The organism is uncultured Sphaerotilus sp. (genome assembly GCF_963924895.1).
Classification (GTDB): Bacteria; Pseudomonadota; Gammaproteobacteria; order Burkholderiales; family Burkholderiaceae_C; genus Sphaerotilus.
Genome location: NZ_CAWURG010000015.1, coordinates 87,530 through 111,808, shown reverse-complemented (window position 1 = coordinate 111,808; position 24,279 = coordinate 87,530). Strand labels below are relative to the sequence as shown.

Genomic DNA, 24,279 nt, shown 5'->3' with positions numbered 1-24,279 from the left:
CGCGGACCCGACCCTCGGGTTCAGGGTCGCACGCCGCGAAAGAAGGTGGTCGGCCGGCACGCTCGCGCAGGATGCACTGCCTACAATCGGCCGCATGCGCATTCTCGTAGCCAATGATGATGGATACCTCGCCCCGGGCCTGCTCGCCCTCGCCGAGGTGTGTCGCGAATTTGCCGAGGTCGACATCGTCGCCCCCGAGCAGAACGCCAGCGGAACCTCCAACGCCCTGTCGCTGCACCGGCCGCTGTCTGCCTGGAAGGCGTCCAACGGGGTGCAGGTCGTCAACGGCACGCCGTCCGACTGCGTCCACGTGGCCCTCACCGGCCTGCTGGCGCACCGGCCGGACCTGATCGTTTCCGGCATCAACAACGGCGCTAATCTTGGCGACGACACGCTCTATTCCGGCACGGTCGCCGCCGCCACCGAAGGCTATCTGTTCGGCGTGCCCGCGATCGCGTTTTCGCTGGTGGACCACGGCTGGGCGCACCTGGACGCCGCGGTCGCGGTCGTGCGCCGCCTGCTGGTCGACGTGATCCAGCGCCCGCCGGCCTCGGCGCCCTGGCTGCTGAACGTGAACATTCCCAACCGGGTCGACGCCGGCACGCTGCCGATGCAGGTCACCCGGCTCGGCCGGCGCCATTCCAGCGAGCCGGTCGTGCGCCAGTTCAGTCCGCGGGGCGATCCGATCTACTGGATCGGCGCGCAGGGGGAAGTGCGCGAGGCTGGTGCCGGTACCGATTTCCACGCCACGGCCAACGGCCAGATCTCGATCACGCCGCTGCAGATCGACCTGACCGACCACGCCGCTTCGCCGCAGTGGGCGCGCTGGGTCGCGCCTGCTGCGGGTGGCTGAAGCGGGGCGGCGCGTCGCCATGTCTGATCCGGCCGCGCGCAAACCCCGGCGGTGGCCGCTCAGCCTGGACCGCATCGGACTGCCCGCCAGCGCCCCCGGCGAGCGCACCATGACCACCGCCGACGCGCAGACCTTGCGCCCGCAGCGCCCCCTGTCCGACGCCCTGCGCGAAGCCAACCGGCAGCGCGCGGCCCCGGTCCCGCAGAGTGACCCGCAGGCCTTCCGCCAGCACATGGTGCTGCGCCTGCGCCAGGCTGGGTGTCAGGACGAGCGGGTGCTGGCCGCCATGAACGCCGTGCCGCGGCACCTCTTCGTGGACAGCGCGCTGATGGCGCAGGCCTACGAGGACACCAGCCTGCCCATCGGGCTCGGCCAGACCATCTCCAAGCCCTCGGTGGTGGCGCGCATGATCGAGCTGCTGAGGCACCGGCCGGGTGGTCCGGCCATGGCGCGCGTGCTGGAAATCGGCACCGGCTGCGGCTACCAGGCCGCGGTGCTGGCGCAGGTGGCGGACCGGGTCGTGACCATCGAGCGCCTGCGCGGCCTGCACGACCGCGCCCTGCGCCAGCTCGCGCCGCTGCAGCTGCCGGGGATTCAGCAGGTCTATGGCGACGGCCGGCTCGGCCACGCGGCGGCGGCTCCCTATGACGGTATCATCGCGGCGGCCGGTGGTCACGACCTGCCGGCGGCCTGGCTGGACCAGCTGGCGCGCGGCGGACGGCTGGTCGCGCCGGTGCACGATCCGGCGCTCCGATCCCAGGTGCTGATGGTGGTCGACAAGCTCGACGACGGCAGCATCGTGCAACGCATCCACGAGGCGGTGCGGTTCGTCCCTTTAGAATCCGGTACTAGCGATTTCGGACACTCCTGAGGTGACGCTCACCGCCCCGTCCGACACTCTTTGAGGCTGCGGGCCCTCCACGACACTCCATGACGACTCCTCCCATCAAGGCATCCGGCTTCAGGCTGCTCATCTGTTCCGTTCTGGCGCTCACGCTGGTCGGCTGTGCATCCCATCTGCGCCCCCCGGCGCCGGTGGACCACCGCGGAGGCAGCAGCCGCCCGGTCACCACGGAAACCGAGCGCGTGCTGCCCGGCGCCGAGAACGCCGGCAAACCCGGCTACTACATGGTCAAGCCCGGTGACACGCTGATCCGTGTCGGCCTGGAGTCCGGCCAGAACTGGCGCGACATCCAGCGCTGGAACCAGCTCGACAACCCGGACCTGATCGAAGTCGGTCAGGTGCTGCGCGTGGTGCCGCCCGGCCAGGATCCGACACAGGTCGCCACCCGCCCGGTGGTGACGCCGCGCATCGAGACCCGCCCGATCGACGCCAAGCCCGCGCCGGTGCCGCCTGTGGCGCCGACCACATCGGCAGTGGCTGCCGCGGCTGCAGCCGCCGCTTCAGCGGCTGGCACGGCGCCCGCATCGGCGCCTGTGGCCGCATCGGCCGCCACGCCTGCGCCGGCACCCGCTGCGGCGCCGGCCCGCGAGGGGGATGACAACGTCAACTGGATGTGGCCGGCCCAAGGTTCGATCGTGTCCTCGTTCGAGGACACGCGCAGCAAGGGCGTGGCCATCGGCGGCAAGCTGGGCGACCCGGTCTATGCCGCCGCTGACGGGCGCGTGGTCTACGCCGGCTCCGGCCTGCGCGGCTACGGCAATCTGGTCATCATCAAGCACAACGAGACGCTGCTGACCGCCTACGCCCACAACCAGACCCTGCTGGTGCGCGAGGACCAGGTCGTGCGCCGTGGCCAGAAGATCGCCGAGATGGGATCGAGCGACACCGACCGCGTGAAGCTGCATTTCGAGGTGCGCCGCCGCGGCAAGCCGATCGACCCGACCAAGGTGCTGCCGGCCCGCTGAGACGCTCCCGAGATTCCATGACCGACATCAACGAATGGCTGGTGGTCGACGCGCTCGACCTCGACGCCCAGGGCGTGGCCCGCAATGCCGAAGGCAAGGTCGTCTTCATCGACGGCGCGCTGCCCGGCGAGAAGGTGCGGGTCCAGACCGGCCGCCGCAAGAACAACTGGGAACAGGCCGCCCTGGTCGAGATCCGCCGCGAGAGTGCGCAGCGGGTCACGCCGGGCTGTCCCAACTTCGGCCTGCACGCGGGGGCCTGTGGCGGCTGCAAGATGCAGCATTTTCACCCGTCCGCGCAGGTGGCCGTCAAGCAGCGCACGCTCGAAGACAACCTCTGGCACCTCGCCAAGGTCCGCCCCGAGCGCGTGATGCGCCCGATCGAAGGGCCGACCTGGGGCTACCGCTACCGGGCGCGGCTGTCGGTGCGGCACGTGATCAAGAAGGGCGTCGTGCTGATCGGTTTCCACGAGCGCAAGTCGCGTTACGTGGCCGACATGACCGAGTGCCCCGTGCTGCCGCCGCACATCAGCGCGATGCTCGTGCCGCTGCGCACCATGATCATGTCGATGGACGCCCGTGAGCGGCTGCCGCAGCTGGAGCTGGCGCTGGGAGAATCGCCGGACGGCCTGGTCAACGCGATGGTGGTGCGCCACATGGATCCGCTGAGCGCGGGCGATGTGCAGAAGCTGCGCGATTTCGCGGCCGAGCACAACGTCCAGTGGTGGCTGCAGCCGAAGGGGCCGGACACGGTGCACCTGCTCGACCAGGGCGGCCCGGTGCTGGCCTACACGCTGCCCGAGTTCGGCGTGACGATGCCGTTCAAGCCGACCGACTTCACGCAGGTCAACCACCAGATCAACCGCGTGCTGGTCGCGCGGGCGTTGAAGCTGCTGGACGCCCAGGCGGACGAGCGCGTGATCGACTGGTTCTGCGGCCTCGGCAACTTCACGCTGCCGATTGCCACGCAGGCGCGCGAGGTGCTCGGCATCGAGGGCAGCGAGACGCTGGTGCAGCGCTCGCGCGAGAACGCTGCGCTCAACGGCCTGTCTGCGAAGACGAGTTTCGAGGCGCGCAACCTGTTTGAGATGGGCGCGGCCGATCTGGCGGCGTATGGCTCGGCCACGCGCTGGCTGGTCGATCCGCCGCGCGAGGGCGCCTTCGCGCTGGTCAAGGCGCTGGCCGAGGTGCGCCAGAACCCGGTCGAGGGCTACACGCCGCCACAGCGCATCGTCTACGTGAGCTGCAGCCCGGCCACGCTGGCGCGGGACGCGGGCCTGCTGGTGCATCAGGCCGGGTATCGCTGCGTCGCGGCGGGCGTGGTCAACATGTTCCCGCACACGGCGCACGTGGAGTCGATCGCGGTGTTCGAGCGGGTCGACGGGTGGACGCTGCCGGTGGCACCGGTGGTCGTCGAGGCCGACGTCGCGGCGCCGGCCGAGGTGGGCGCTGACGTGGTGGTCGCCGCGGCTGAGTGATTCACGGGGCGGTGCGCACACCGCCCCTTTCTGCGCTGGTGCTGGCCAGTACGTGTGACCTTTCACACGAAACCCCACCCCCGTCATGCCCGCAAACGCGGGCACCCACGCGCCGCACCCACCTTCCCATAGACGAAAAACGCGCAGTCTGTATGCTGGCGACCGTTACCAAGACGGCGTAACAGTGAAACCCTGCAGTGCAGGGTTTGCGTCGATTTTTAGGGGGTGAAACCATGCAGGGCAGAGAAAAATCTCAATGCCGACAACGACTTGGGGGCGATCTTTGCTCTGAGTTAGGCAGCACGAGCCAAGTTAGACAGCAGGGCCGTGGGGTCTAAATTACGTTAGGCAGTCCATTTAATAGAGCTCTACTCATGCGTTAAGCCTCTTATGCACCGACTACTTTCGATACTGCTAATTGCCCTTGCTTTAAACCCTGCCGTCGCACAAGAAAAGCCACGAATTCAGTTCACGAAAGAACAGCTCATAGGTGAATTCGCAGGAATATGCCGCAACCCCAACGCGGCATTTCCAAAGCCGGTTCCGGTTGAGAAGAAAGCAGCCCTAGACGCCTGGTGTTTGTGCGTGCACAGTGCCGTTGACGGAATACCGGACTCCAAGCTTCAGCAAGCCGCCGAGGAGACATTTCAAGATTATGCGCAATACAAAAACGACCCAAGTGGGTTTACTTCAACCGCCGAGTACTCGCTCATAAGAATTTCAAAAGCGTGCATCAAAAAATAAACAAAAGACACAATCAGATTTGTACAACACCATGAATTCAATCGCCAGTTTGCGTGTGGGAGCCGAGATGCCTAACTGGTCGTTCAACCGGACAAATTGCGGCTGGCTTCGCCATCCTCAATTTGCCGGTTAACTTTAACGTTAGAGCGCAATGAAGCCATATTCAAAATGCCAGCGACCGCAATGAAAAAAATCAGAGACAACCTCCATTGGCTTTTCATCGCCGCAACAACGGTGCTAGTTTGGAGTTGGCTCGACCATGGGCTCGCGAAAAACTTCGATGTGCTAAAGCCAATCGTCGAGGGGGTCATCGGTGGTGTTGTCACAGCTCTTCTACTTCTTGTTTTTGCAACACTATGGAAGACCAACATTACGCCGTGGTTCGAGAACATCACGTATCGAGACGCAAAGATCGAGGGCGTTTGGCATGGGTTTCTAGTTCCATACATAGGAATTGAAGAGATTGACCGTTTGCGCGTTCAAGCCGCTTGGCGAAAGGTCATGAACGGCTCAAACGAAACGACGCCGAAGGAACAGGCTGAAGAGCCCGTGCCAGTGGAATCGAGCGTTGTGGGAACCGACGGCGGGAAAACCACTTCAAGTGCCGAGCTAATTTTTCCGCCACGTGAGCAATCAGCAAAGTCAAATGAAGCAGATGCACCCAGGAAGAGAAAGACGATAAGCATTGCTCTGGGCGTTCAGCCCATTAGGGTGCGCGCCGAGTTCTGGAGGGTCGGTCACAAAGTCGAGGGACGCCTCATTGAGATCGGGGGCGCAAGTGAAGTACACACGTATCACGTTGTTGGAACCTTCAGGAATCTCATTCTCTGTGGGTGCTATGAGAACGAAAATCCCCAGAACATTGATAGGGGGAGCTTTTCTTTGATGCTCAGAGCAAACGGTGGCCGATTCGAAGGGTTCTTTGCCTCCTACGCTGATGAGCAGCACAAAATTCATCCGTTCCGCTGCGTGTTGAAGCGAAGCCCAGCCGGCAGCCAGAATGCTGTTGCGGCCTCTCAAGAAAATCCTTCCAAGTGATTGATTTTCCATGATTTTTTCAGATGATCTCGGCAATCGATTCGACAAGCACGAGCGCCACAACTCCAGTCTGACCCCATGCCCCGCGAACAACCCCTCCTCGCCGCACTCACCATCCTGCTCGGCCTCCTGGCCTGGTCCGGCTGGCACCCGTACGACCGCGCCACGTGGCTCATGGAGGTCTTCCCGATCTTCGTCATCGCCCCGCTGCTCGTCACGACCTACGCGCGCCGCCCGCTGACGAATCTGCTCTACGCCTGCGCCTTCCTGCACGCCGTCATCCTGATGGTCGGCGGCGCCTACACGTACGCCCGGGTGCCGCTGGGTTTCCAGATCGCCGAGGCGCTCGGGCTGCACCGCAACCCCTACGACAAGATCGGCCACTTCGCCCAGGGCTTCGTCCCCGCACTGGCCGCCCGGGAGATCCTGCTCCGCGGCGGGCACCTCCGCCCCGGCAAGATGCTCGCCTTCCTGGCCGGCTGCGTGGTCCTCGCCATCAGCGCCTCGTATGAACTCATCGAGTGGGGCGCCGCCGTCGCGCTCGGGCAGGGCGCCGACGAATTCCTCGGCACCCAGGGCGATCCCTGGGACACGCAGTCCGACATGCTGTTTGCGCTCATCGGCGCGGTGGTCGCCCTGGTGACGCTGACCCGCGCCCAGGACCGCCAGATCGCCCGCTTGCCGCCGCGCAGACCCGCGCCGGAACCTGTCTGACGCAGCCGGGTCGCCTGATCCGGTGATCCAGCGTTAGGATTCCTACTTCTGATTCCTACCGACGAGGTTGCGATGTTCGTCACCGAAAAAGGGCAAGTCACGATCCCCAAGCACATCCGCCTGGCGGCAGGGGTCGCGCCGGGCAGCGAGGTCACCTTCAGCCTGGAGGGCAGCAGGATCGTCATCACGCCCGTCGGCACGGGCATCAAGGAAGACCGGCGGGCCAGGCTGAAGGCGGCGGCGGCACAGGTGCGCGGTAGCCTCGGCGCCGACTTCCAGCAACTGGGCGCTGACGAGATCATGGAGTTCATCCGCGGCGACGGCCCCGATCTGGAGGCTTCCGAGCGCCATGGTTCCCGCTAGCCTCGCCCGTTACGACGGTTCGGCCGGCGTGCTGGTCGACACCAATGTTTGGGTGGACTGCATCGACGACACCAGCCCTTGGCACGGGTGGGCCACGGAGCAGTTGCAGGCGTGCAGCGAGCGCAGCCCCTTGCATGTCAACATCGTCATCTACACCGAACTGCTGATTCCCGGCCCGGACGTCCGAGCGCTCGACGCGATGCTGGATGTCTACGAGACGTCGCGAACACCCTTGCCGTGGGCAGCAGCGTCACTCGCCGCCGCGGCCTTTGCCCTGTATCGCCGCCGCGGCGGCTCCAAACACAAGCCACTGCCCGACTTCTTCATCGGCGCCCACGCGGCCGTCTCCAACCTGAGTGTGCTGACGCGCGATGCGAAGCCGTACAAGGGCTACTTCTCGCGGCTTGAAGTCATTGCACCATGAACGGACCGGGGCGCTGCCTCGGCTCCGTTCAGCTCAGCCCATCGCGTCCAGCAACTCCGTCTCGAACTCGATCTGGCTGCGGTTGTGCTGCAAGGCCGCCCCGTCGACCAGGAAGGTGTCCTCGACCCGCTCGCCCAGCGTGCTGATCTTGGCGAGCTGCAGGTTGATGTGGTGCTTGGCCAGCACGCGGGCGACGCAGTAGAGCAGGCCCGAGCGGTCGCTGGCCGACACCGACAGCACCCAGCGCTGCGCGCGCTCGTCCGGCCGCAGCTGCACCCGTGGCGTCACCGGGAAGGACTTGACCCGCCGTGACAGCCGTCCGCGGCTCGGCTGCGGCAGCGGCCCTTCGGCCTGCAGCGCCAGGGCCAGCTGATTCTCGACCAGCGCGATCAGGTCGCGGTAGGCCTGGTCGAAAAACGGCGTGATGACCTGGAAGGTGTCCAGCGCATAACCGGCGCGCGTGGTGTGGACCCGCGCGTCCAGGATGCTGAACTGCGCCGAATCGAAATAACCGCAGATGCGCGCGAACAGGTCCGGCCGGTCGGGTGAATACACCAGCACCTGCAGCCCCTCGCCGAGCGGCGACAGGCGCGCACTCACCAGCGGCTTGGTGACCTCGACCTTGCGGTTGAGCGCGCGGGCGTGCCAGGCGATCTCGCCGCTGTCGTGGCGGGCGAAGTAGTTCAGGTCCAGCGTCTTCCAGAGCGTTTCTTCCGCGCCGGGCAGCATCGAGTGCAGGGCCAGCATCTGCCGCGCTTCCTGCTTGCGCAGTTCGATCTCGGCGTCCAGCTGCGGCTTGGCGCCCCCCAGCGCCCGCAGCGTCGCGCGGAACAGGTCTTCGAGCAGCTTGCCCTTCCAGGCATTCCACACCTTCGGGCTCGTGCCGCGGATGTCCGCCACCGTCAGCAGGTACAGCGCGGTGAGCCGGCGCGGGTCCTTCACATGCCGCGCGAAGGCGTCGATCACGTCCGGGTCGGACAGGTCTTCCTTCTGCGCCACGCGGGACATGGTCAGGTGTTCCTTGACGAGAAACTCGATCAGCCGCGCGTCTTCCTTGTCGATGCCGTGGTCGCGGCAGAAGCGCCGCACCTCGACCGCGCCCAGGACCGAGTGGTCGCCGCCGCGGCCCTTGGCCACGTCGTGGAACAGCGCCGCGACGTAGAGCAGCCACGGCTTGTCCCAGTGCGCGGCGAGCTGCGAGCAGAAGGGGTACTCGTGCGTGTGCTCGACGATGAAGAAGCGCCGCACATTGCGCAGCACCATCATGATGTGCTGGTCGACGGTGTAGACGTGGAACAGGTCGTGCTGCATCTGCCCGACGATGCGCCGGAAGACCCACAGGTAGCGGCCGAGCACGGAGGTGTCGTTCATCAGCCGGAAGGCGTGCGTGTGGCCCTGTGACTCACACATGATCTGCATGAAGGTCCGGTGGTTCTCCGGGTCCTTGCGGAAATCGCCGTCCATCAGCTCGCGGGCGTTGTAGAGCGCGCGCAGCGTGCGGGCCGACAGGCCCTTGATGCCCACCGTCTGCTGGTAGACGAGGAAGGTCTGCAGGATGGCGTGCGGGTCGCGCTGGTACAGATCGTCGCTGGCGACTTCGAGCATGCCGGCGCGGTCGAAGAAGCGCCCGTCGATCGGCCGCATTGGCGCGTCGCCCGAGCCGGAGACGTGCTCCTCGATGCCCAGCATCAGGATCTGGTTGAGCTGCACCACGGCCTTGGCCGCCCAGTAGTAGCGGCGCATCAGCGCTTCGCTGGCGCGGCGTTCGTGGGTCGAGACGTAGCCGAAGCTCTCCGCCACGGCGGTCTGCAGGTCGAACACGAGGCGGTCCTCGCGCCGGCCGGCGATGGTGTGCAGCCGGGCGCGGATCAGCTTGAGCAGGCCTTCGTTGCGCTGCAGCTGCGTCGCCTCGAAGCGGGTGATCAGGCCCTTGCTCGCCAGCTCGCGCCAGGAGCGACCCAGCCCGGCCCCGAGTGCGATCCAGCGCACCACCTGCAGGTCGCGCAGGCCGCCGGGGCTTTCCTTGCAGTTCGGCTCCAGCGAGAAGGGCGTGTTCTCGTACTTGACGTGGCGCTGCTGCATCTCCAGCGACTTGGCGCGCAGGAAGGCGGCCGGATCGAGCACCTCCTGCGTCGCGCGGCGGAAGTGGTCGAACAGCCGCTTGGCGCCGCAGAGGTAGCGCGCCTCGATCATCGAGGTCTGGATGGTGACGTCGGCCTGCGCCTCGAAGACACATTCCTCGACCGTGCGCACGCTGGAGCCGATCTCCAGACCGATGTCCCAGCAGGCGGTGATGAAGACTTCGATGCCGGCGCGGCGCGGGTCGGTCGCGTCCTGCTCGTGCGGCTGGGCCATCTCTTCGGGCAGCAGCAGCAGGACATCGACGTCCGAATACGGGAACAGCTCGCCCCGGCCGTAGCCGCCGACCGCCACCAGCGCCGCCCCGCGCGGCAGGTCCGACTGGAGCCACAACTGGTTCAGCACGTCGTCGACGTGGTGGGTCAGTTGCCGCACCAGGCGCGCGGCGTTCGGCACGGTGGCCTTTTCGGCGCGGAACTGGGCGATCAGCGCCTGCTTGCCTTCGCGCAGCAGGCGGCGCAGGTCGGGCAGGGTGAGGGCGGGCACGGCGTGCCGGCGTTCGGCGTCGGCGCCGGTGGTTTCAGACATCGGCATCGATCTCGGCAGTGGGGGCGGGGAGCGGGGTCAGCAGGACGTGGTCGTGACGAAGGCGGGCAGCGGCGGGCTGCCGGCCGACAGGGTCATGACCTCGAAACCGGTCTCGGTGACGACCAGCGTGTGTTCCCACTGCGCCGACAGCGAACGGTCCTTGGTGACGATGGTCCAGCCGTCGCCGGCTTCCTTCAGCTCGCGGCGGCCGGCGTTCACCATCGGCTCGATGGTGAACACCATGCCGGGCACCAGCACGTCGAGCGTGCCGGGGCGGCCGTAGTGCAGGACCTGCGGCTCTTCATGGAACTTCTCGCCGATGCCGTGGCCGCAGAACTCGCGCACCACCGACAGGCCCTGCTTCTCGACGAAGGTCTGGATCGCGTGGCCGATATCGCCCAGGCGCGCGCCGGGCTTGACCTTCAGGATGCCGTGCCACATCGCGTCGTAAGTGACCGAACACAGGCGCTTGGCCGCGATCGAGCCTTCGCCGACGATGAACATGCGGCTGGTGTCGCCGTGCCAGCCGTCCTTGATGACGGTGATGTCGAGGTTGACGATGTCGCCGTTCTTCAGCACCTTGTCGCTCGGGATGCCGTGGCAGATCACGTGGTTCACCGAGGTGCAGATCGACTTCGGGTAGGGCGTGTAGCCGGGCGGCTGGTAGTTCAGCGGCGCGGGGATGGCCTGCTGCACGTTCACGATGTGGTCGTGGGCGATGCGGTCCAGCTCGTTGGTGGTCACACCCGCCTTGACGTGCGGCGTGAGGATGTCCAGGACTTCGGAGGCGAGTCGGCAGGCGACGCGCATGGCGGCGATGTCCGCGGCGGTTTTGATCGTGATCGACATGGGGCCGGATTATCGCACCGGGGGTGGGCTAAGCTTGTGCATGGACAAGATCGACACCCTCGTCATCGGTGCTGGCGTGGTCGGGCTGGCCGCGGCCCGGGCCCTGGCGCAGACCGGCCGGGACGTCATCGTGCTCGAAGCGGCCGACGCCTTCGGCACCGTCACCAGCGCGCGCAACAGCGAGGTCATCCACGCCGGCCTCTACTACCCGACCGGCTCGCGCAAGGCGCAGCTCTGCGTGCAGGGCCGGGAACAGCTCTATGCCTACTGCGCCGCGCGCGGCATCGCCCACCGGCGCTGCGGCAAGCTCATCGTGGCGACCAGCGCGGCGCAGCTGGACAAGCTCGACGCGCTGCACGCCCAGGCCCGCGCCAACGGTGTCCACGACCTGCAGCGCCTCACCGCCGACGAGGCCCGCGCGATGGAGCCGGCGCTGGCCTGCGTGGCGGCGCTGTGGTCGCCCTCGACCGGGATCATCGACAGCCACGGCCTGATGCTGGCGCTGCTGGGCGACGCCGAGGCGGCGGGCGCGTCGCTGGCGCTGTGTTCGCCGGTGACCGGCGGCGCGGCCACGGCGGATGGCCTCGTGCTCGACGTGGGTGGCGCGCAGCCAATGCAGATCCTCGCCCGCGAGGTGGTCAACGCCGCGGGGCTGAGTGCTCCTGCGATCGCCCGCAGCTTGCGCGGCTGGCCGTCGACGCCTGAGGCAGTGGCGCAACAGCCGGTGCCGTATTTCTGCAAGGGCAACTACTTCGCCTGCAGCGGACGGCCGGCGTTCTCGCGGCTGGTCTATCCGATTCCGGAAGCCGCGGGGCTGGGCGTGCACGTGACGCTCGACCTGGGCGGCCAGATGCGTTTCGGCCCGGACGTGGAGTGGCTCGACATCACCGACGCGGCGCAGATCGACTACGCCGTCGCCCCCGAGCGCGTGCAGGGCATGGCCGAGGCGATCCGCCGCTACTGGCCGGGCCTGCCGGATGGCGCGCTGCAGCCCAGCTATTCGGGCGTGCGGCCCAAGCTGGGCGGGCCGGACGTGGCGGCGGCGGACTTCCGCATCGACGGGCCGGCGGTGCACGGCGTGCCGGGGCTGGTGCAGCTGCTGGGCATCGAATCGCCGGGCCTGACGTCCTGTCTGGCCATCGCGGACGAGGTGGTTCGGGCGCTGTCCTGAGGGCTCGCCTAAAATCGCACGCTTTCCAGCCCTTCGGGACTCACCGCGTGTCTTCCTCCTCCTCCACGACCTCCACGACCTCCAAGCACCTCCAGCACTTCGAGGGTGGCAATGCCCTCTCTGCCTTCCGCGCCCAAGCGCTGCTGCCCCGCCTGCAGGCCGTCAGCGCCCGCATCGTCGATGTGTCGGCGCGGCATGTGCACTGGGTCTGGAGCGACGCTGCGCTGGAGCGCGCGGACCTCGACAAGCTCTCGGCGCTGCTGACCTACGGCGACGCGTACACCGCCAGGCCGGAAGGCGAGCTGATCGTCGTGATGCCGCGGCTGGGCACGCTGTCGCCGTGGGCCTCGAAGGCCACCGACATCGCCCACAACTGCGGCGCCACGCTGCACCGCGTCGAGCGGGTCACCGAGTACCGGCTGGTGCTGAAATCCGGCCTGCTGGACACCTTCAAGGGTGGCGCCAAGCCGCTCACGGCGGACGAGCTGCAGGCCTGCGCGCTGGTGCTGCACGACCGCATGACCGAGTCGGCCGCCTTCGCGCGTGACGCCGCCCGCCACCTCTTCGACGAGCAGCCGGCCGAGCCGCTGGCGCATGTCGACGTGCTGGGGCAGGGCCGCGCGGCCCTGGTCGTGGCGAACAAGGAATTCGGGCTGGCGCTGTCCGAGGACGAGGTCGACTACCTGGTGAACGCCTTCACCGGCCTGGGCCGCAACCCGAGCGACGTCGAGCTGATGATGTTCGCGCAGGCGAATTCCGAGCACTGCCGCCACAAGATCTTCAACGCCGACTTCACCATCGACGGCGAGCGTCAGCCGATGAGCATGTTCGGCATGATCCGCAACACCGAGAAGGTCTCGCCGCAGTCCACCGTGGTGGCCTACAGCGACAACGCCTCGGTGATGACGGGCGGCGTGATTGAGCGCTGGACGCCGCAGGGCTACACCAACGCGCCGCAGTACACCGCCCGCGAGGAGCTGGTCCACGTGCTGATGAAGGTCGAGACGCACAACCACCCGACGGCAATCTCTCCGTTTCCGGGTGCGGCGACCGGCGCAGGCGGCGAGATCCGCGATGAAGGCTCGACCGGCCGTGGCTCGAAGCCCAAGGCGGGGCTGACCGGCTTCAGCGTGTCGAACCTGAACCTGCCGGGCACCAGCGAGCCGTGGGAGCACAACCCCATCGGCAAGCCGGCGCACATCGCCAGCCCGCTGCAGATCATGACCGAAGGCCCGCTGGGCGGCGCCGCGTTCAACAACGAGTTCGGCCGGCCCAACCTGGCGGGCTACTTCCGCGTGTTCGAGCAGGACGTGGCGGGTGTCAAGCGCGGCTACCACAAGCCGATCATGATCGCCGGTGGCCTGGGCACCATCGCCGACAGCCAGACGCACAAGCTGCCCTTCGGCGCCGGCACGCTGCTGATCCAGCTCGGCGGCCCGGGCATGCGCATCGGCATGGGCGGCGGCGCCGCGTCGTCGATGGCGGCGGGCACCAACACCGCCTCGCTCGACTTCGACTCGGTCCAGCGCGGCAACCCCGAGATCCAGCGCCGCGCGCAGGAGGTCATCAGCCACTGCTATGCGCTGGGTGCGAGCAACCCGATTGTGGCGATCCACGACGTCGGCGCGGGCGGCATCAGCAACGCCTTCCCCGAACTGGTGGACGGCGCGGGCAAGGGCGCAACCTTCGACATCCGCAAGGTGCCGCTGGAAGAGACCGGCCTGGCCCCGAAGGAAATCTGGTGCAACGAGAGCCAGGAGCGCTACGTCATGGCGGTGACGCCGGAGGCGCTGCCGCTGTTCGACGAGATGTGCCGCCGCGAGCGCGCACCGTACGCGGTGGTCGGCATTGCCACGGATGACCGCGAGCTGGTCCTCGAAGAAGGTCCGAATGGCGAGCGCCCGATCGACATGCCGATGGACGTGCTGCTCGGCAAGCCGCCGAAGGTCCACCGCGACGTGACCCGCGTCGAGCGGACCGAGGCGCCGCTGAACCTGACGGGCGTGCAGCTCGATGAGGTGGCCTTCAGCGTGCTGCGCCACCCGACGGTGGCCTCCAAGCGCTTCCTGATCACCATCGGCGACCGCACCGTGGGCGGCATGAGCCACCGCGACCAGATGGTCGGCCCGTGGCAGGTGCCGGTGGCCGACTGCGCGGTGACGCTGGCCGACTACAGCGGCTTCCGCGGCGAGGCGATGGCGATGGGCGAGCGCACGCCGCTGGCTTCGCTGGACGCACCGGCGTCGGGCCGCATGGCGGTGGCCGAGGCGATCACCAACCTGCTGGCGGCGCCGTTCGAGCTGTCGCGCGTCAAGCTGTCGGCGAACTGGATGGCGGCGTGTGGCGAGCCGGGCGAGGACGCCGCGCTGTACGAGACGGTCAAGGCGGTCGGCATGGAACTCTGCCCGGCGCTGGGCGTGGGCATCCCGGTCGGCAAGGATTCGCTGTCGATGCGCACCAAGTGGAGCGACGATGGCCAGTCCAAGCAGGTCGTGGCGCCGGTGTCGCTGATCGTCACCGCGTTCGTGACGCTGGACGACGTGCGCGGCACGCTGACACCGCAGCTCAAGACCGACACGCCCGCCGGCCTCGACACCTCGCTGATCCTGATCGACCTCGGCAACGGCCAGAACCGCATGGGCGGCTCGATGCTGGCGCAGGTGATCGGCCAGTTCGGCCACGAGGTGCCGGACGTGGACGATCCGGCGCAGCTCAAGGCGCTGGTCACGGTGATCAACCAGTTGCGCGCGGAAGGCAAGCTGCTGGCCTACCACGACCGCAGCGACGGCGGTCTGTGGGCGGCGGCCTGCGAGATGGCGTTTGCCGGCCACGTCGGCGTGAGCCTGAACGTGGACATGCTGGTCACCGAAGGTGACGGCATCACCGACAGCCGCGCCGACACGGGCGACTCGAAGAACTGGGCCACCCAGGTGGGCGAGCGCCGCAACGAACTGACGCTGAAGGCGCTGTTCAACGAGGAACTCGGCGCCGTGATCCAGGTGCCGACCAGCGTGCGCAACGAGGTGATGCAGACGCTGCGTGCGCATGGCCTGAGCAAGCACAGCCACGTCATCGGCAAGACCAACGACCGGGCGGCGGTCGAGGTCTGGCGCGATGCGAAGACGGTGTTCACCGCACCGCTGCAGAAGCTGCAACAAGCGTGGGATGACGTGAGCTGGCGCATCGCCGCGCAGCGCGACAACCCGGCCTGCGCAGACAGCGAGCACGCTGCGGTGGGTGCGCCGGACGACACCGGGCTGCACGTCGCGCTGAGCTTCGATCCGCTGCAGGACGTGGCCGCACCGTTCATCCACAAGACGCGGCCGAAGGTAGCGATCCTGCGCGAGCAGGGCGTCAACTCGCACGTCGAGATGTCCTACGCGATGGCCAAGGCCGGCTTCGACACCTTCGACGTCCACATGACCGACCTTCAGCGCGGCCGCGCGCGGCTGGACCAGTTCCAGGGCTTCGTGGCCTGCGGCGGCTTCAGCTACGGCGACACGCTGGGCGCGGGCGAGGGCTGGGCGCGCTCGGTGCTGTTCAATCCTGTGCTGGCGGAGCAGTTCGCGGCCTTCTTCGGCCGGCCGGACACCTTCGCGCTGGGCGTGTGCAACGGCTGCCAGATGATGGCGGCGCTGTCACCGATCATCCCCGGCGCGCAGGACTGGCCCAAGTTCACCCGCAACAAGAGCGAGCAGTTCGAGGCGCGTCTGAGCCTGGTCGAGGTGCTGGAGAGCCCGTCGATTTTCTTCCAGGGCATGGCCGGCAGCCGCCTGCCGATCGCGGTCGCGCATGGCGAAGGCTATGCCGACTTCTCGCAGCGCGGTGATGCGACGCGGGTGCAGCGTGCGATGCGCTTCGTGGACCACGCGGGGCGTCCGACCGAGACTTATCCGCTGAACCCGAACGGCAGCCCGGATGGCCTGACCTCGGTGACGACGGCGGATGGCCGCTTCACGGTGCTGATGCCGCATCCGGAACGCGTGTTCCGCAATGTGCAGATGAGCTGGACGGCGGGCGCGGTGTCGGAGCAGAGTCCGTGGCTGCGCATGTTCGGCAACGCCCGGAAGTGGGTCGGCTGAACGGAAGGGAGGTCGAGGGAGGTGTCCGGGAGGGCATTTCCTGGCAAGCGCATGTGTGGGGAAAGCGCTTGCCGGTCCTGAAAATGCAACGGCACCGGAATCGGTGCCGTTTTCACATCGGCGATCCAGTCAGTGTGGATCGGTGCCGGGTACCGGAGGGATGACCGGATGGGCAAGCTGTGACTGCATGGCGGCGCGGATGACCTGCGCTGCCTCGTCCGCACATTCGGGCAACTGTTCCACCCGGTCCTGCTCGATGGCCTGCAGCACGATTTCGGTCAGTGAACCGATGATCGCGTTGGCCTGCCACACATTGAGTTCGCTGTCCGGCTGCTCGGCAGTGCTGGCGATCAGCTCTGCCAGTTGCTGGTGTACCTTGCGCCGCGCCTGGAGACCTTCCGGACCCACAGCCAGCACATCGATGAACAGCGTGCGCATCAACAGCGGGTTGGCCGCCAGATGGCTGAAATAGGCCTTCACGGCATGATCGACACGGGCCGGCCACTGCTGATCAGGTTCGATCGCTCTTGCCAGGCTGTTCAAGCCCCGCTGGCTGGCGTTTTCATACAGTGCGATCAGGCATTCTTGTTTTGTTTTGAAGTGTTCATAGAACGTACGCTTGGATACACGCGCCGCCGTGGCAATGTCGGCGATCGTGGTATCGGCATACCCTTTGGTGGCCACGCAGCGAGCCATGCCTTCAAGAAGCCGGGTGCGGTGGTCTAGCGAAGAAGAAATTATGGCTGTTTGTTCGATCATGAGGCTTCCCCACTTCCCAATCGTACTTTAGCTTTTATTCCCAAAAGCAGCAAAAGTGATAAAAAAGGGTACTTTTTATTACCGTTGTACTAACGATGACGTCAGTTCGATAGATGTTGCCGACCGCAGGATCGGCTTGACATCTCTACGGACAGTGTCTGCGATGGGCCATGGGGGGATTGCCGAAAAGTGGTACGGTTCTTACCCGTTTATTCAGGTGTTGTATCTTGAAATCAGTGAATGATTCACGCGAAGAATTCATCACGTCGCAGGTATCGCCACTGACCTGGAGGTAGATGACCCAATGAAACGCTGCCAATGCGCACCCGTTTCAAACCGACCACCTTGAGACCGACGGCTTCGCACATGCGCCGGATCTGGCGCTTGCGGCCTTCGCGCAGCACGAAGCGGAGCTGGTCCTCGTTCTGCCAGCTGACCTTGCAGGGGCGCAGCACATGGTCGTCCAGCGTGAGCCCGTGGTTGAGCAAGGCCAGATCGGCGTCGGGCAGGCGGGGGCCGTGGTGGTATTCGACCCGGACGAGGTATTCCTTCTCGACGTTCGAGTCTTCTCCGATCAGCTGCCGGGCGACCCGGCCGTCCTGGGTCAGCACCAGCAAGCCCACCGAGTCGATGTCCAGACGGCCAGCAGGCGCCAGGCTGCGCATGTGGCCGGGATGCCAGCGCAGACCGGACTGGTCTTCGTTCCACTGGTTTTCTGGCCGCAGCAGCACGGAAGCCGGCTCGTAGCCATCTTCAGCTTGGCCGCTGACGTAGCCGATCGGCTTGTTCAGCAGGATCGTGACGCGTTGTGCCTGCTCGCGGTGTGCGGCGGGATCGACAACGATCTTGTCTTCCGGACGCACGCGCTGTCCCAGCACGGCCAGACGGCCATTGACGCGCACCCATCCCGCCTCGATCCATTCGTCGGCTTCCCGGCGCGAGGCCAGGCCGAGCGCGGTCATGCGCTTGGACAGGCGATCCCCTTCCGCGGAAGGCAGGCCGGCGGGGCGGTTGGTGGGTGCGGCGGGCGATGTCCCCGGGCGGTCGGAACCCATCTGGCGGGCGACCTGGGGATTGACGACACTCTTCAGCGGTCGGGTCGGCGCCGCGGGTGGGTACTGGCGGGGCGCTTCGGGCTGCTGCTGCCAATGGGGTGCGGGCGCATCCCGCCGTGGCGCACCACGGTCGGCCAGGTTCTGGGCGAAGCGCTGGTTGTTGACGCTCAGCGGGCCACCGCCATCCCGGCGCTGGGGTTGCTGCTGCGGTCGGCGGTCGTCATGGCCACGCTGCGGGGCGGCATCGCGTTCCCAGCCCTGCTGCTGCCTGGGTGGCGGGGCGTCCCGGCGCGGCGCACCGCGGTCGGACAGATTCTGCGCAAATCGCTGGTTGTTGACGCTCAGCGGGCCGCCGCCATCCCGGCGCTGGGGCTGCTGCGGTCGGCGGTCGGTGTGATCGCGTTGCTCTGCCTGTTCCCGTTCCCACGCCTGCTGCTGCTCGACGCGCTGCGCCTGGGCTTCAGCGAGCGTCGGACGTGGGCGTGCACCAGGCCCGCGCAGGGGGCTGCGTCCGGCAGGCTTCCCCTGATCGTGGGAAGGGGCGGATTTTTTTTTCAAAGTGAGTGTGACCATGTCGTCATGCGCGCGCAGACACAAGGCTTCCGGAACGGAACGCCACTGCGCCTGTGCTATCTTCTTTTGCAGTATTGAACACCAGTATCACGCCCCGTCAATCGGGGCGTTTTCTTGTCTGGCCCGCAGAGGGCGAATCGAAGGGATGTGAGCGTGGATATCGTGATGTTGTTGAAGGCCGCGGTGATGGGCGTGGTCGAGGGTCTGACGGAGTTCCTGCCGATTTCCAGCACGGGACATCTGATCCTCGCAGGCTCGCTGCTTGGCGGTTTTGACACCGAAAGTGGCAAGGTCTTCGAGATCGCCATCCAGACGGGCGCCATCTTCGCGGTAATCCTGGTCTACTGGCAGCGCCTGTCGAACACGGTGACCCATCTGGGAAGCAGTCGGGACGCGCAGCGGTTCGTGCTGAATGTGCTGATCGGCTTCCTGCCGGCGGTGGTCCTGGGTCTGGCCTTCGGCAAGACGGTCAAGGCCCATCTGTTCACGCCCGTGATCGTCGCGTCGGCCTTCATTGTCGGTGGTCTGATCATCCTCTGGGCCGAACGCCGCCCCGCCAGCTCCGTGCGCGTGACCTCGGTCGATGACATGACGCCGATCGACGCGCTGAAGGTGGGCCTGGTGCAGTGCTTCGCCATGATTCCGGGCACCAGCCGCTCCGGCTCGACCATCATCGGCGGGATGCTGATGGGCCTGTCGCGGCAGGCTGCGACCGATTTCAGCTTCTTCCTCGGCATCCCGACCCTGATCGGCGCCGGCGCCTACAGCCTCTACAAGGAGCGTGCGCACCTGTCGATGGCCGATGCGCCGGTGTTCGCCGTCGGGCTGGTGTTTTCCTTCCTGTCGGCCTGGCTGTGCGTGCGCTGGCTGCTGAAGTATGTGGCGACGCACAACTTCGTGCCCTTCGCCTGGTACCGCATCGCCTTCGGCCTGCTGATCCTGCTGACGTCCTACACCGGCATGGTCAGCTGGCACGACTGAACTCAGTCCGCGCGGCGCCGGAACACCAGATCCCAGACGCCATGCCCCAGCTTCAGACCGCGGTTCTCGAACTTGGTCAGCGGGCGGTAGTCGGGGCGGGGCGCATAGCCGTCGGCCGTGTTCTCCAGCGCCGCCTCGGCTGACAGCACCTCCAGCATCTGCTCTGCATACGGCTGCCAGTCGGTTGCGCAGTGCAGGTAGCCGCCGGGGGCCAGCCGGGTGACGAGGCGGGCAATGAACTCGGTCTGGATGAGGCGGCGCTTGTTGTGCTTCTTCTTGTGCCAGGGATCAGGGAAGAAGATGTGGATGCCTGCCAGCGAGGCCGGCGTGATCATGCGGTCCATGACTTCCACTGCGTCGTGCTGCACGATGCGCAGGTTCTCCAGGCCCTGTTCGTCGATCAGCTTGAGCAGGGCGCCGACCCCGGGCGTGTGGACCTCGACGCCGAGGAAATCCACCTCCGGCCGGTGGCGGGCGATTTCCGCCGTGGCGCCACCCATGCCGAAGCCGATCTCCAGCACCACCGGTGCGGTGCGGCCCCAGATGGCCTGCGGATCCATCGGCTGGTCGGACCAGGGCAGCACGTAACGCGGGCCGAGTTCCTCCAGCGCACGCATCTGCCCCGTGCCCATGCGGCCGGCCCGGACCACGAAGCTGCGGATCGCGCGGTGGTGGACGGCGGGCGGCTCGGTGGGGCTGGTGTCGGCCTCGGTGTTCGCGGGCAGGTCGGTCGGGGCGGGCTGGACGAGGGACGGATCGGTGACAGTCATGAACAATGGGTACCGCGGCGTGTGCAATCGGTATGAATATTTCAGAAAGAAATCCCTGAAACCGATGGTCACGGGATTGAAGGGGCTAGTTCAGGCTATTTTGCCTATGCACCTGGGCGATGCGCGCCTAGGCTCGGCGCATGAGTGATTCTGCATCAACCGTGAGGGCCTCCGATTCGCCCGTGCATCCGTCCCGGCGCCAGTGGCTGGCCCTCGCCGTGGCCGCGTCGACGGGCTTGACCACCGGTCCGCTCCAGGCCCGTGCCCGACGGGCAGCCCCCGCCGCACCGCCGGTACCACTGGCCGAGCCGGTCGAGGCGCTGCCCGCAGTGCTGAAGGATCGGCTGATTGAAACCGGCCTGTCGCTGGACGGCTTCGGCCTGCACGTGCAGGCGCTGGACGGGGAGGCCGCGGTCCTGTCCTGGCAGGCTGCACGGCCCTTCGTGCTCGCGTCGACCTCCAAGCTGATCACCTCGATGGCGGCGCTCGACCTGCTCGGCCCGGCCTACCGCTGGCGCACCCGCGCGTATCTGAGTGGTCCGCTCACCAACGGGCGCTTGCTGGGTGATCTGGTCATCCGCGGTGGCGGCGACGCCAGCCTGACGTCGCAGGACCTGCTGGCCTGGTTCCAGGAACTGCGTGCACAGGGTCTGCAGGAGGTCTGGGGCGACATCATCCTCAACCGCGACGCCTTCCGCCTGCGCCCGCAGGACCTGAGTTCCACGCCGGAGCCGTCGCCCGACCGTCCGCACCATGTGCGCCCCGATGCGCTGGCGCTGGATGCGGGCGTGGTGCGCGTGGCCGTGCAGTCGGACGGCGGCGGCCGGGCCAACATCCAGGTCACCCCGGCCCTGCACGACGTCAAGCTGATCAACGCGCTGGGGCGCGGCGGTGCCTGCGTGGCGAACGCCGTCTACCGCGATGTCGAGGGCTCGCCGCAGCCGCAGTTGCAGATCAACGGACAGTGGTCGCCCCGCTGCGGCGCACAGCAGATCAGATTTTCGCCCGTCAGCATGCGCGATCTGGGGCTGCGCGCCATCGAAGGGCTGTGGCTGCAGGCCGGTGGCGTGCTGCGCGGGCGGGTGATCGAGCACTCCGCGTCCTCGCCGGTGCCGTGGCAGCTGGCCGATGCCCAGGCTGCGGCACCGTTTGCCGAGCACCTGTCGGACCCGTTGTCGCGGCAGCTGATCGAGATGAACAAGCGCAGCGACAACCTGGTCGCGCGCCACCTCATGCTCAGCCTGGCGCCCGATTTCCCGAACCGTCCCGCCACGGCCGACGCCGCGCAAGCCCGCGTGCGGGAGTGGCTGACCCGCAAGGGCGTGCGCCGCGAGATGGTCGGACTGGACACCGGCTCGGGCCTGTCCCGCCTGGAGAAGGCGACGCCGCAGGCGATGGTCCATCTGCTGAGCCGCGCCGCGCGTGGCCCGCAGGGCAAGCTGCTGCTGAAGTCCCTGCCCATCGCGGGCGTCGATGGCACGCTCGAGGGCCGTCTGCGCGGTGGCACCGCAGAAGGGCAGGCCTGGCTGAAGACCGGCACCCTGCTCGACACCCGCGGTCTGGCCGGCTATGTGCGGACCCGCAGCGGGCGCATGCTGGGTGTGTGCCTGCTCGCCAACCACGCGGAGAATGTGGCAGCGGCCACGCCTGCACTCGATGCTTGCGTCGAATGGGCGGCGCGTCTGGCATAATCTCGGTCTGCAGTTTCTGGCAGCGCGCGGGTGTAGTTCAATGGTAGAACGGCAGCTTCCCAAGCTTCATACGAGGGTTCGATTCCCTTCACCCGCTCCAGATCAAGCCCAAGCCCAAGCGCTCAATCTCCCTGCTGCAACGCCAGCAAGGCCTCGCGCGTGACCAGCAGCACCTGGTCCTCCCCAGCACTCGTCTCCAGCCAGACCACTTCCAGCATCGGAAACGCCGCTTCGAAGTAGGCGCGCTCGTTGCCGATCTCCAGCACCAGCACGGCGTGCGGCTGCATCCGGGCCGGCGCGTCGAGCAGGAGCTGGCGCACGAAGTCCATCCCGTCGGTGCCACCTGCCAGCGCGAGTTCCGGCTCGGCGCGGTATTCGGCGGGCAACTGCGCCATCGAGGCCGCATTCACGTACGGCGGATTGCACAGGATCAGGTCATAGGGGCCGGTCAGCGCGGCCAGTCCGTCGCTCTCGACCAGCGTGATGCGCTCGGACAGCCCGTGCCGGCGCACATTGATGCGTGCCACGTCGAGGGCGTCGGTGGACAGGTCGGCGGCGTCCACCTGCACCTGTGGATAGGCCATCGCCGCCAGCACCGCGAGGCTGCCATTGCCGGTGCAGAGATCGAGCACGCGGTCGGTGTCGACCGACAGCCAGGCGTCCAGCGCTTCGCCGAGTTCCGGATCCGCCAGCAATTCGGCGATGAAGGAACGCGGCACGATCACCCGCTCATCGACGTAGAACGGCACGCCCTGCAGCCACGCCTCACGGGTCAGGTAGGCGGCGGGTTTGCGGGTGGCGATGCGCTGATCGACCACGGCCTCCACCTCCGCCTGCCGGGCGGGTGTGACGGGCGACGCGGCCACGGCATCCAGCTCGTCCAGCGGCAATCCCAGCTTCCACAGCGTCAGCCAGACCGCCTCGTCGAAGGCGTTGGTGGTGCCGTGGCCGAAACCGACGCCCGCCTGGGTCAGCCGTTCGCCCATGGCCTCGGCCAGCGCGAGGACGGTGGTGGCCGGCGGGGTGTTCATGGGGATCGGGGTCATGCGAGCATCGCCTCCAGCGTGCGGCGGTAGATGTCCTTGAGCGGGCCGAGGGCGGCCAGCGCGCAGTGTTCGTCGATCTGGTGGATCGTGGCGTTGACGGGACCGAACTCGACCACCTGCGGGCAGATCTGCGCGATGAAACGGCCGTCCGAGGTGCCGCCCGTCGTCGACAGCGCGGTCTCCAGCCCGGTCACCGCGCGGATGGCACCCGCCAGCGCGTCGACCAGCGGACCGGGGCGCGTCAGGAAGGGGCGCCCGCTCAGGCTCCAGTCGATCTGGTAGTCCAGACCATGGCGGTCCAGCACCTCCCGGACCCGCTGCTGCAGGCCTTCCGGGGTCGATTCGGTCGAGAAGCGGAAATTGAAGTCCACCACCATCGTGCCGGGAATGACGTTGGTCGCGCCCGTGCCCGCGTGGACGTTGGACATCTGCCAGCTCGTCGGCGGGAAGTGGTCGTTGCCGCGGTCCCACTCGATCGCGCACAGCTCGGCGAGTGCCGGAGCCGCGAGATGGATCGGGTTCTTCGCCAGCTGCGGATAGGCGATGTGGCCCTGCACGCCGCGCACCGTCAGCCGGCCCGACATCGAGCCGCGCCGGCCGTTCTTCACCATGTCGCCGACGCTGCGCACGGAGGTCGGCTCGCCCACGATGCAGGCATCCAGCCGCTCCCCACGTTCGACCAGCCACTCGCAGACCTTGACGGTGCCGCTGTGGGCCGGACCTTCCTCGTCGCTGGTGAGCAGGAAGGCGATGGCGCCGCGGTGGTCCGGGTGCGCGGCGACGAATTCCTCCACCGCCACGACCATCGCCGCCAGCGAGGTCTTCATGTCGGCGCTGCCGCGGCCGTAGAGGCGGCCGTCGCGGTGCGTGGGCACGAAGGGGTCCGAGGTCCACTGGTCGAGCGGGCCGGTCGGCACCACGTCGGTGTGGCCGGCCAGGACCAGCGTCGGGCCTTCGGACACGCCGCGGCGGATCGCCCACAGGTTGCTGACCCGGAAATCGTCCGGACCGAAGGGCAGGTCGACGCAGTCGAAGCCCAGCGGGCGCAGGCGATCCGCGATCAGGGCCTGACAACCCGCATCGTCCGGGGTGAGGGAAGGGCGGGCCAGGAGTTGCTCGACCAGGGCGAGGGTAGGCAGGTGCATGTCGGGGACG

The 24,279-nt window shown here is 67.3% G+C and carries 20 protein-coding genes and 1 tRNA gene; 14 read left to right on the top strand and 7 right to left on the bottom strand.

The features are described from left to right. The first annotated feature begins 94 nt into the window (after positions 1-94). The 8 genes from surE to AABN02_RS06500 all read left to right on the top strand — a co-directional run bounded on the left by surE (position 95) and on the right by AABN02_RS06500 (position 7,480). Positions 95-853 carry a 5'/3'-nucleotidase SurE gene (gene surE, locus AABN02_RS06535; RefSeq protein WP_338414114.1) on the top strand — a complete coding sequence of 253 codons (759 nt, stop codon included), beginning with the start codon at positions 95-97 and terminating at the stop codon, positions 851-853. Between the two features lie 19 nt (positions 854-872). Beyond that, positions 873-1,724 carry a protein-L-isoaspartate(D-aspartate) O-methyltransferase gene (locus AABN02_RS06530; protein ID WP_338414113.1) on the top strand — a complete coding sequence of 284 codons (852 nt, stop codon included), beginning with the start codon at positions 873-875 and terminating at the stop codon, positions 1,722-1,724. Between the two features lie 59 nt (positions 1,725-1,783). Continuing rightward, positions 1,784-2,722, top strand: coding sequence for a peptidoglycan DD-metalloendopeptidase family protein (locus AABN02_RS06525; protein ID WP_338414112.1), 939 nt, complete (start codon positions 1,784-1,786; stop codon positions 2,720-2,722). Positions 2,723-2,739: 17 nt separating this feature from the next. Continuing rightward, positions 2,740-4,197, top strand: coding sequence for a 23S rRNA (uracil(1939)-C(5))-methyltransferase RlmD (rlmD, locus tag AABN02_RS06520; protein ID WP_338414111.1), 1,458 nt, complete (start codon positions 2,740-2,742; stop codon positions 4,195-4,197). 912 nt (positions 4,198-5,109) lie between these two features. Then, the gene (locus AABN02_RS06515; RefSeq protein ID WP_338414110.1) at positions 5,110-5,979 is read left to right on the top strand and encodes a hypothetical protein; all 870 of its coding nucleotides are present in this window, start codon (positions 5,110-5,112) and stop codon (positions 5,977-5,979) included. Positions 5,980-6,057: 78 nt separating this feature from the next. Beyond that, on the top strand, positions 6,058-6,693 hold the full coding sequence (locus tag AABN02_RS06510; RefSeq protein ID WP_338414109.1) for a DUF2238 domain-containing protein: 636 nt from the start codon (positions 6,058-6,060) through the stop codon (positions 6,691-6,693). Positions 6,694-6,765: 72 nt separating this feature from the next. Next, positions 6,766-7,056 (top strand): AbrB/MazE/SpoVT family DNA-binding domain-containing protein, encoded by a 291-nt coding sequence (locus AABN02_RS06505; RefSeq protein WP_338414108.1) that lies wholly within the window; start codon positions 6,766-6,768, stop codon positions 7,054-7,056. Continuing rightward, entirely contained in the window at positions 7,043-7,480 is a 438-nt protein-coding gene (locus AABN02_RS06500) for a type II toxin-antitoxin system VapC family toxin (RefSeq protein WP_338414107.1), read from the top strand. Before AABN02_RS06505 ends, AABN02_RS06500 begins: the two co-directional genes overlap by 14 nt. Positions 7,481-7,513: 33 nt before the next feature. Here the strand turns inward: AABN02_RS06500 and AABN02_RS06495 are convergent, their stop codons facing one another. Further along, the gene (locus tag AABN02_RS06495) at positions 7,514-10,147 is read right to left on the bottom strand and encodes a [protein-PII] uridylyltransferase (protein WP_338414106.1); all 2,634 of its coding nucleotides are present in this window, start codon (positions 10,145-10,147) and stop codon (positions 7,514-7,516) included. Positions 10,148-10,183: 36 nt separating this feature from the next. Then, positions 10,184-10,996: a type I methionyl aminopeptidase gene (map, locus tag AABN02_RS06490; protein WP_338414105.1), complete on the bottom strand. Its 813-nt coding sequence runs from the start codon at positions 10,994-10,996 to the stop codon at positions 10,184-10,186. Between the two features lie 40 nt (positions 10,997-11,036). On the opposite strand from map, the gene AABN02_RS06485 reads away from it, so the two are divergent. Together AABN02_RS06485 and purL are read left to right on the top strand one after the other, a co-directional pair. Beyond that, positions 11,037-12,167: an NAD(P)/FAD-dependent oxidoreductase gene (locus AABN02_RS06485; protein WP_338414104.1), complete on the top strand. Its 1,131-nt coding sequence runs from the start codon at positions 11,037-11,039 to the stop codon at positions 12,165-12,167. 47 nt (positions 12,168-12,214) lie between these two features. Next, a complete protein-coding gene (purL, locus tag AABN02_RS06480) occupies positions 12,215-16,249 on the top strand; it encodes a phosphoribosylformylglycinamidine synthase (RefSeq protein WP_338414103.1) in 4,035 nt (1,344 codons plus the stop codon). A gap of 129 nt (positions 16,250-16,378) precedes the next feature. Here the strand turns inward: purL and AABN02_RS06475 are convergent, their stop codons facing one another. Both AABN02_RS06475 and AABN02_RS06470 read right to left on the bottom strand, forming a co-directional pair. Beyond that, positions 16,379-17,008 carry a TetR/AcrR family transcriptional regulator gene (locus AABN02_RS06475; RefSeq protein WP_338414102.1) on the bottom strand — a complete coding sequence of 210 codons (630 nt, stop codon included), beginning with the start codon at positions 17,006-17,008 and terminating at the stop codon, positions 16,379-16,381. A 245-nt stretch (positions 17,009-17,253) separates the two neighbouring features. Then, positions 17,254-18,063, bottom strand: a complete 810-nt coding sequence (locus AABN02_RS06470; RefSeq protein ID WP_338414101.1) for a pseudouridine synthase — start codon at positions 18,061-18,063, stop codon at positions 17,254-17,256. A gap of 93 nt (positions 18,064-18,156) precedes the next feature. Between AABN02_RS06470 and AABN02_RS06465 the strand changes: the two genes are divergently transcribed. Both AABN02_RS06465 and AABN02_RS06460 read left to right on the top strand, forming a co-directional pair. Further along, positions 18,157-18,714, top strand: a complete 558-nt coding sequence (locus AABN02_RS06465) for a hypothetical protein (RefSeq protein WP_338414100.1) — start codon at positions 18,157-18,159, stop codon at positions 18,712-18,714. A gap of 75 nt (positions 18,715-18,789) precedes the next feature. Next, a complete protein-coding gene (locus tag AABN02_RS06460; RefSeq protein ID WP_338414099.1) occupies positions 18,790-19,617 on the top strand; it encodes an undecaprenyl-diphosphate phosphatase in 828 nt (275 codons plus the stop codon). Positions 19,618-19,619: 2 nt separating this feature from the next. On the opposite strand, the gene trmB is transcribed toward AABN02_RS06460, so the two are convergent. Next, positions 19,620-20,387 carry a tRNA (guanosine(46)-N7)-methyltransferase TrmB gene (trmB, locus tag AABN02_RS06455; RefSeq protein WP_338414098.1) on the bottom strand — a complete coding sequence of 256 codons (768 nt, stop codon included), beginning with the start codon at positions 20,385-20,387 and terminating at the stop codon, positions 19,620-19,622. 182 nt (positions 20,388-20,569) lie between these two features. On the opposite strand from trmB, the gene dacB reads away from it, so the two are divergent. Continuing rightward, entirely contained in the window at positions 20,570-22,078 is a 1,509-nt protein-coding gene (dacB, locus tag AABN02_RS06450) for a D-alanyl-D-alanine carboxypeptidase/D-alanyl-D-alanine-endopeptidase (RefSeq protein ID WP_338414097.1), read from the top strand. 26 nt (positions 22,079-22,104) lie between these two features. Continuing rightward, positions 22,105-22,178, top strand: a tRNA-Gly gene (locus AABN02_RS06445). Between the two features lie 22 nt (positions 22,179-22,200). Here the strand turns inward: AABN02_RS06445 and prmB are convergent. Together prmB and dapE are read right to left on the bottom strand one after the other, a co-directional pair. Continuing rightward, positions 22,201-23,109: a 50S ribosomal protein L3 N(5)-glutamine methyltransferase gene (gene prmB, locus AABN02_RS06440; protein WP_338414191.1), complete on the bottom strand. Its 909-nt coding sequence runs from the start codon at positions 23,107-23,109 to the stop codon at positions 22,201-22,203. An 11-nt stretch (positions 23,110-23,120) separates the two neighbouring features. Then, positions 23,121-24,269 carry a succinyl-diaminopimelate desuccinylase gene (dapE, locus tag AABN02_RS06435; protein ID WP_338414096.1) on the bottom strand — a complete coding sequence of 383 codons (1,149 nt, stop codon included), beginning with the start codon at positions 24,267-24,269 and terminating at the stop codon, positions 23,121-23,123. Between the last annotated feature and the right edge of the window lie 10 nt (positions 24,270-24,279).

What these genes read in the sequence shown, in the direction of transcription:
- surE (WP_338414114.1), top strand. Translation starts at nt 95, where the DNA reads ATGCGCATTCTCGTAGCCAATGATGATGGATACCTCGCCCCGGGCCTG.
- AABN02_RS06530 (WP_338414113.1), top strand. Translation starts at nt 873, where the DNA reads ATGTCTGATCCGGCCGCGCGCAAACCCCGGCGGTGGCCGCTCAGCCTG.
- AABN02_RS06525 (WP_338414112.1), top strand. Translation starts at nt 1,784, where the DNA reads ATGACGACTCCTCCCATCAAGGCATCCGGCTTCAGGCTGCTCATCTGT.
- rlmD (WP_338414111.1), top strand. Translation starts at nt 2,740, where the DNA reads ATGACCGACATCAACGAATGGCTGGTGGTCGACGCGCTCGACCTCGAC.
- AABN02_RS06515 (WP_338414110.1), top strand. Translation starts at nt 5,110, where the DNA reads ATGCCAGCGACCGCAATGAAAAAAATCAGAGACAACCTCCATTGGCTT.
- AABN02_RS06510 (WP_338414109.1), top strand. Translation starts at nt 6,058, where the DNA reads ATGCCCCGCGAACAACCCCTCCTCGCCGCACTCACCATCCTGCTCGGC.
- AABN02_RS06505 (WP_338414108.1), top strand. Translation starts at nt 6,766, where the DNA reads ATGTTCGTCACCGAAAAAGGGCAAGTCACGATCCCCAAGCACATCCGC.
- AABN02_RS06500 (WP_338414107.1), top strand. Translation starts at nt 7,043, where the DNA reads ATGGTTCCCGCTAGCCTCGCCCGTTACGACGGTTCGGCCGGCGTGCTG.
- AABN02_RS06495 (WP_338414106.1), bottom strand. Translation starts at nt 10,147, where the DNA reads ATGTCTGAAACCACCGGCGCCGACGCCGAACGCCGGCACGCCGTGCCC.
- map (WP_338414105.1), bottom strand. Translation starts at nt 10,996, where the DNA reads ATGTCGATCACGATCAAAACCGCCGCGGACATCGCCGCCATGCGCGTC.
- AABN02_RS06485 (WP_338414104.1), top strand. Translation starts at nt 11,037, where the DNA reads ATGGACAAGATCGACACCCTCGTCATCGGTGCTGGCGTGGTCGGGCTG.
- AABN02_RS06475 (WP_338414102.1), bottom strand. Translation starts at nt 17,008, where the DNA reads ATGATCGAACAAACAGCCATAATTTCTTCTTCGCTAGACCACCGCACC.
- AABN02_RS06470 (WP_338414101.1), bottom strand. Translation starts at nt 18,063, where the DNA reads ATGGGTTCCGACCGCCCGGGGACATCGCCCGCCGCACCCACCAACCGC.
- AABN02_RS06465 (WP_338414100.1), top strand. Translation starts at nt 18,157, where the DNA reads ATGGGGTGCGGGCGCATCCCGCCGTGGCGCACCACGGTCGGCCAGGTT.
- trmB (WP_338414098.1), bottom strand. Translation starts at nt 20,387, where the DNA reads ATGACTGTCACCGATCCGTCCCTCGTCCAGCCCGCCCCGACCGACCTG.
- prmB (WP_338414191.1), bottom strand. Translation starts at nt 23,109, where the DNA reads ATGAACACCCCGCCGGCCACCACCGTCCTCGCGCTGGCCGAGGCCATG.
- dapE (WP_338414096.1), bottom strand. Translation starts at nt 24,269, where the DNA reads ATGCACCTGCCTACCCTCGCCCTGGTCGAGCAACTCCTGGCCCGCCCT.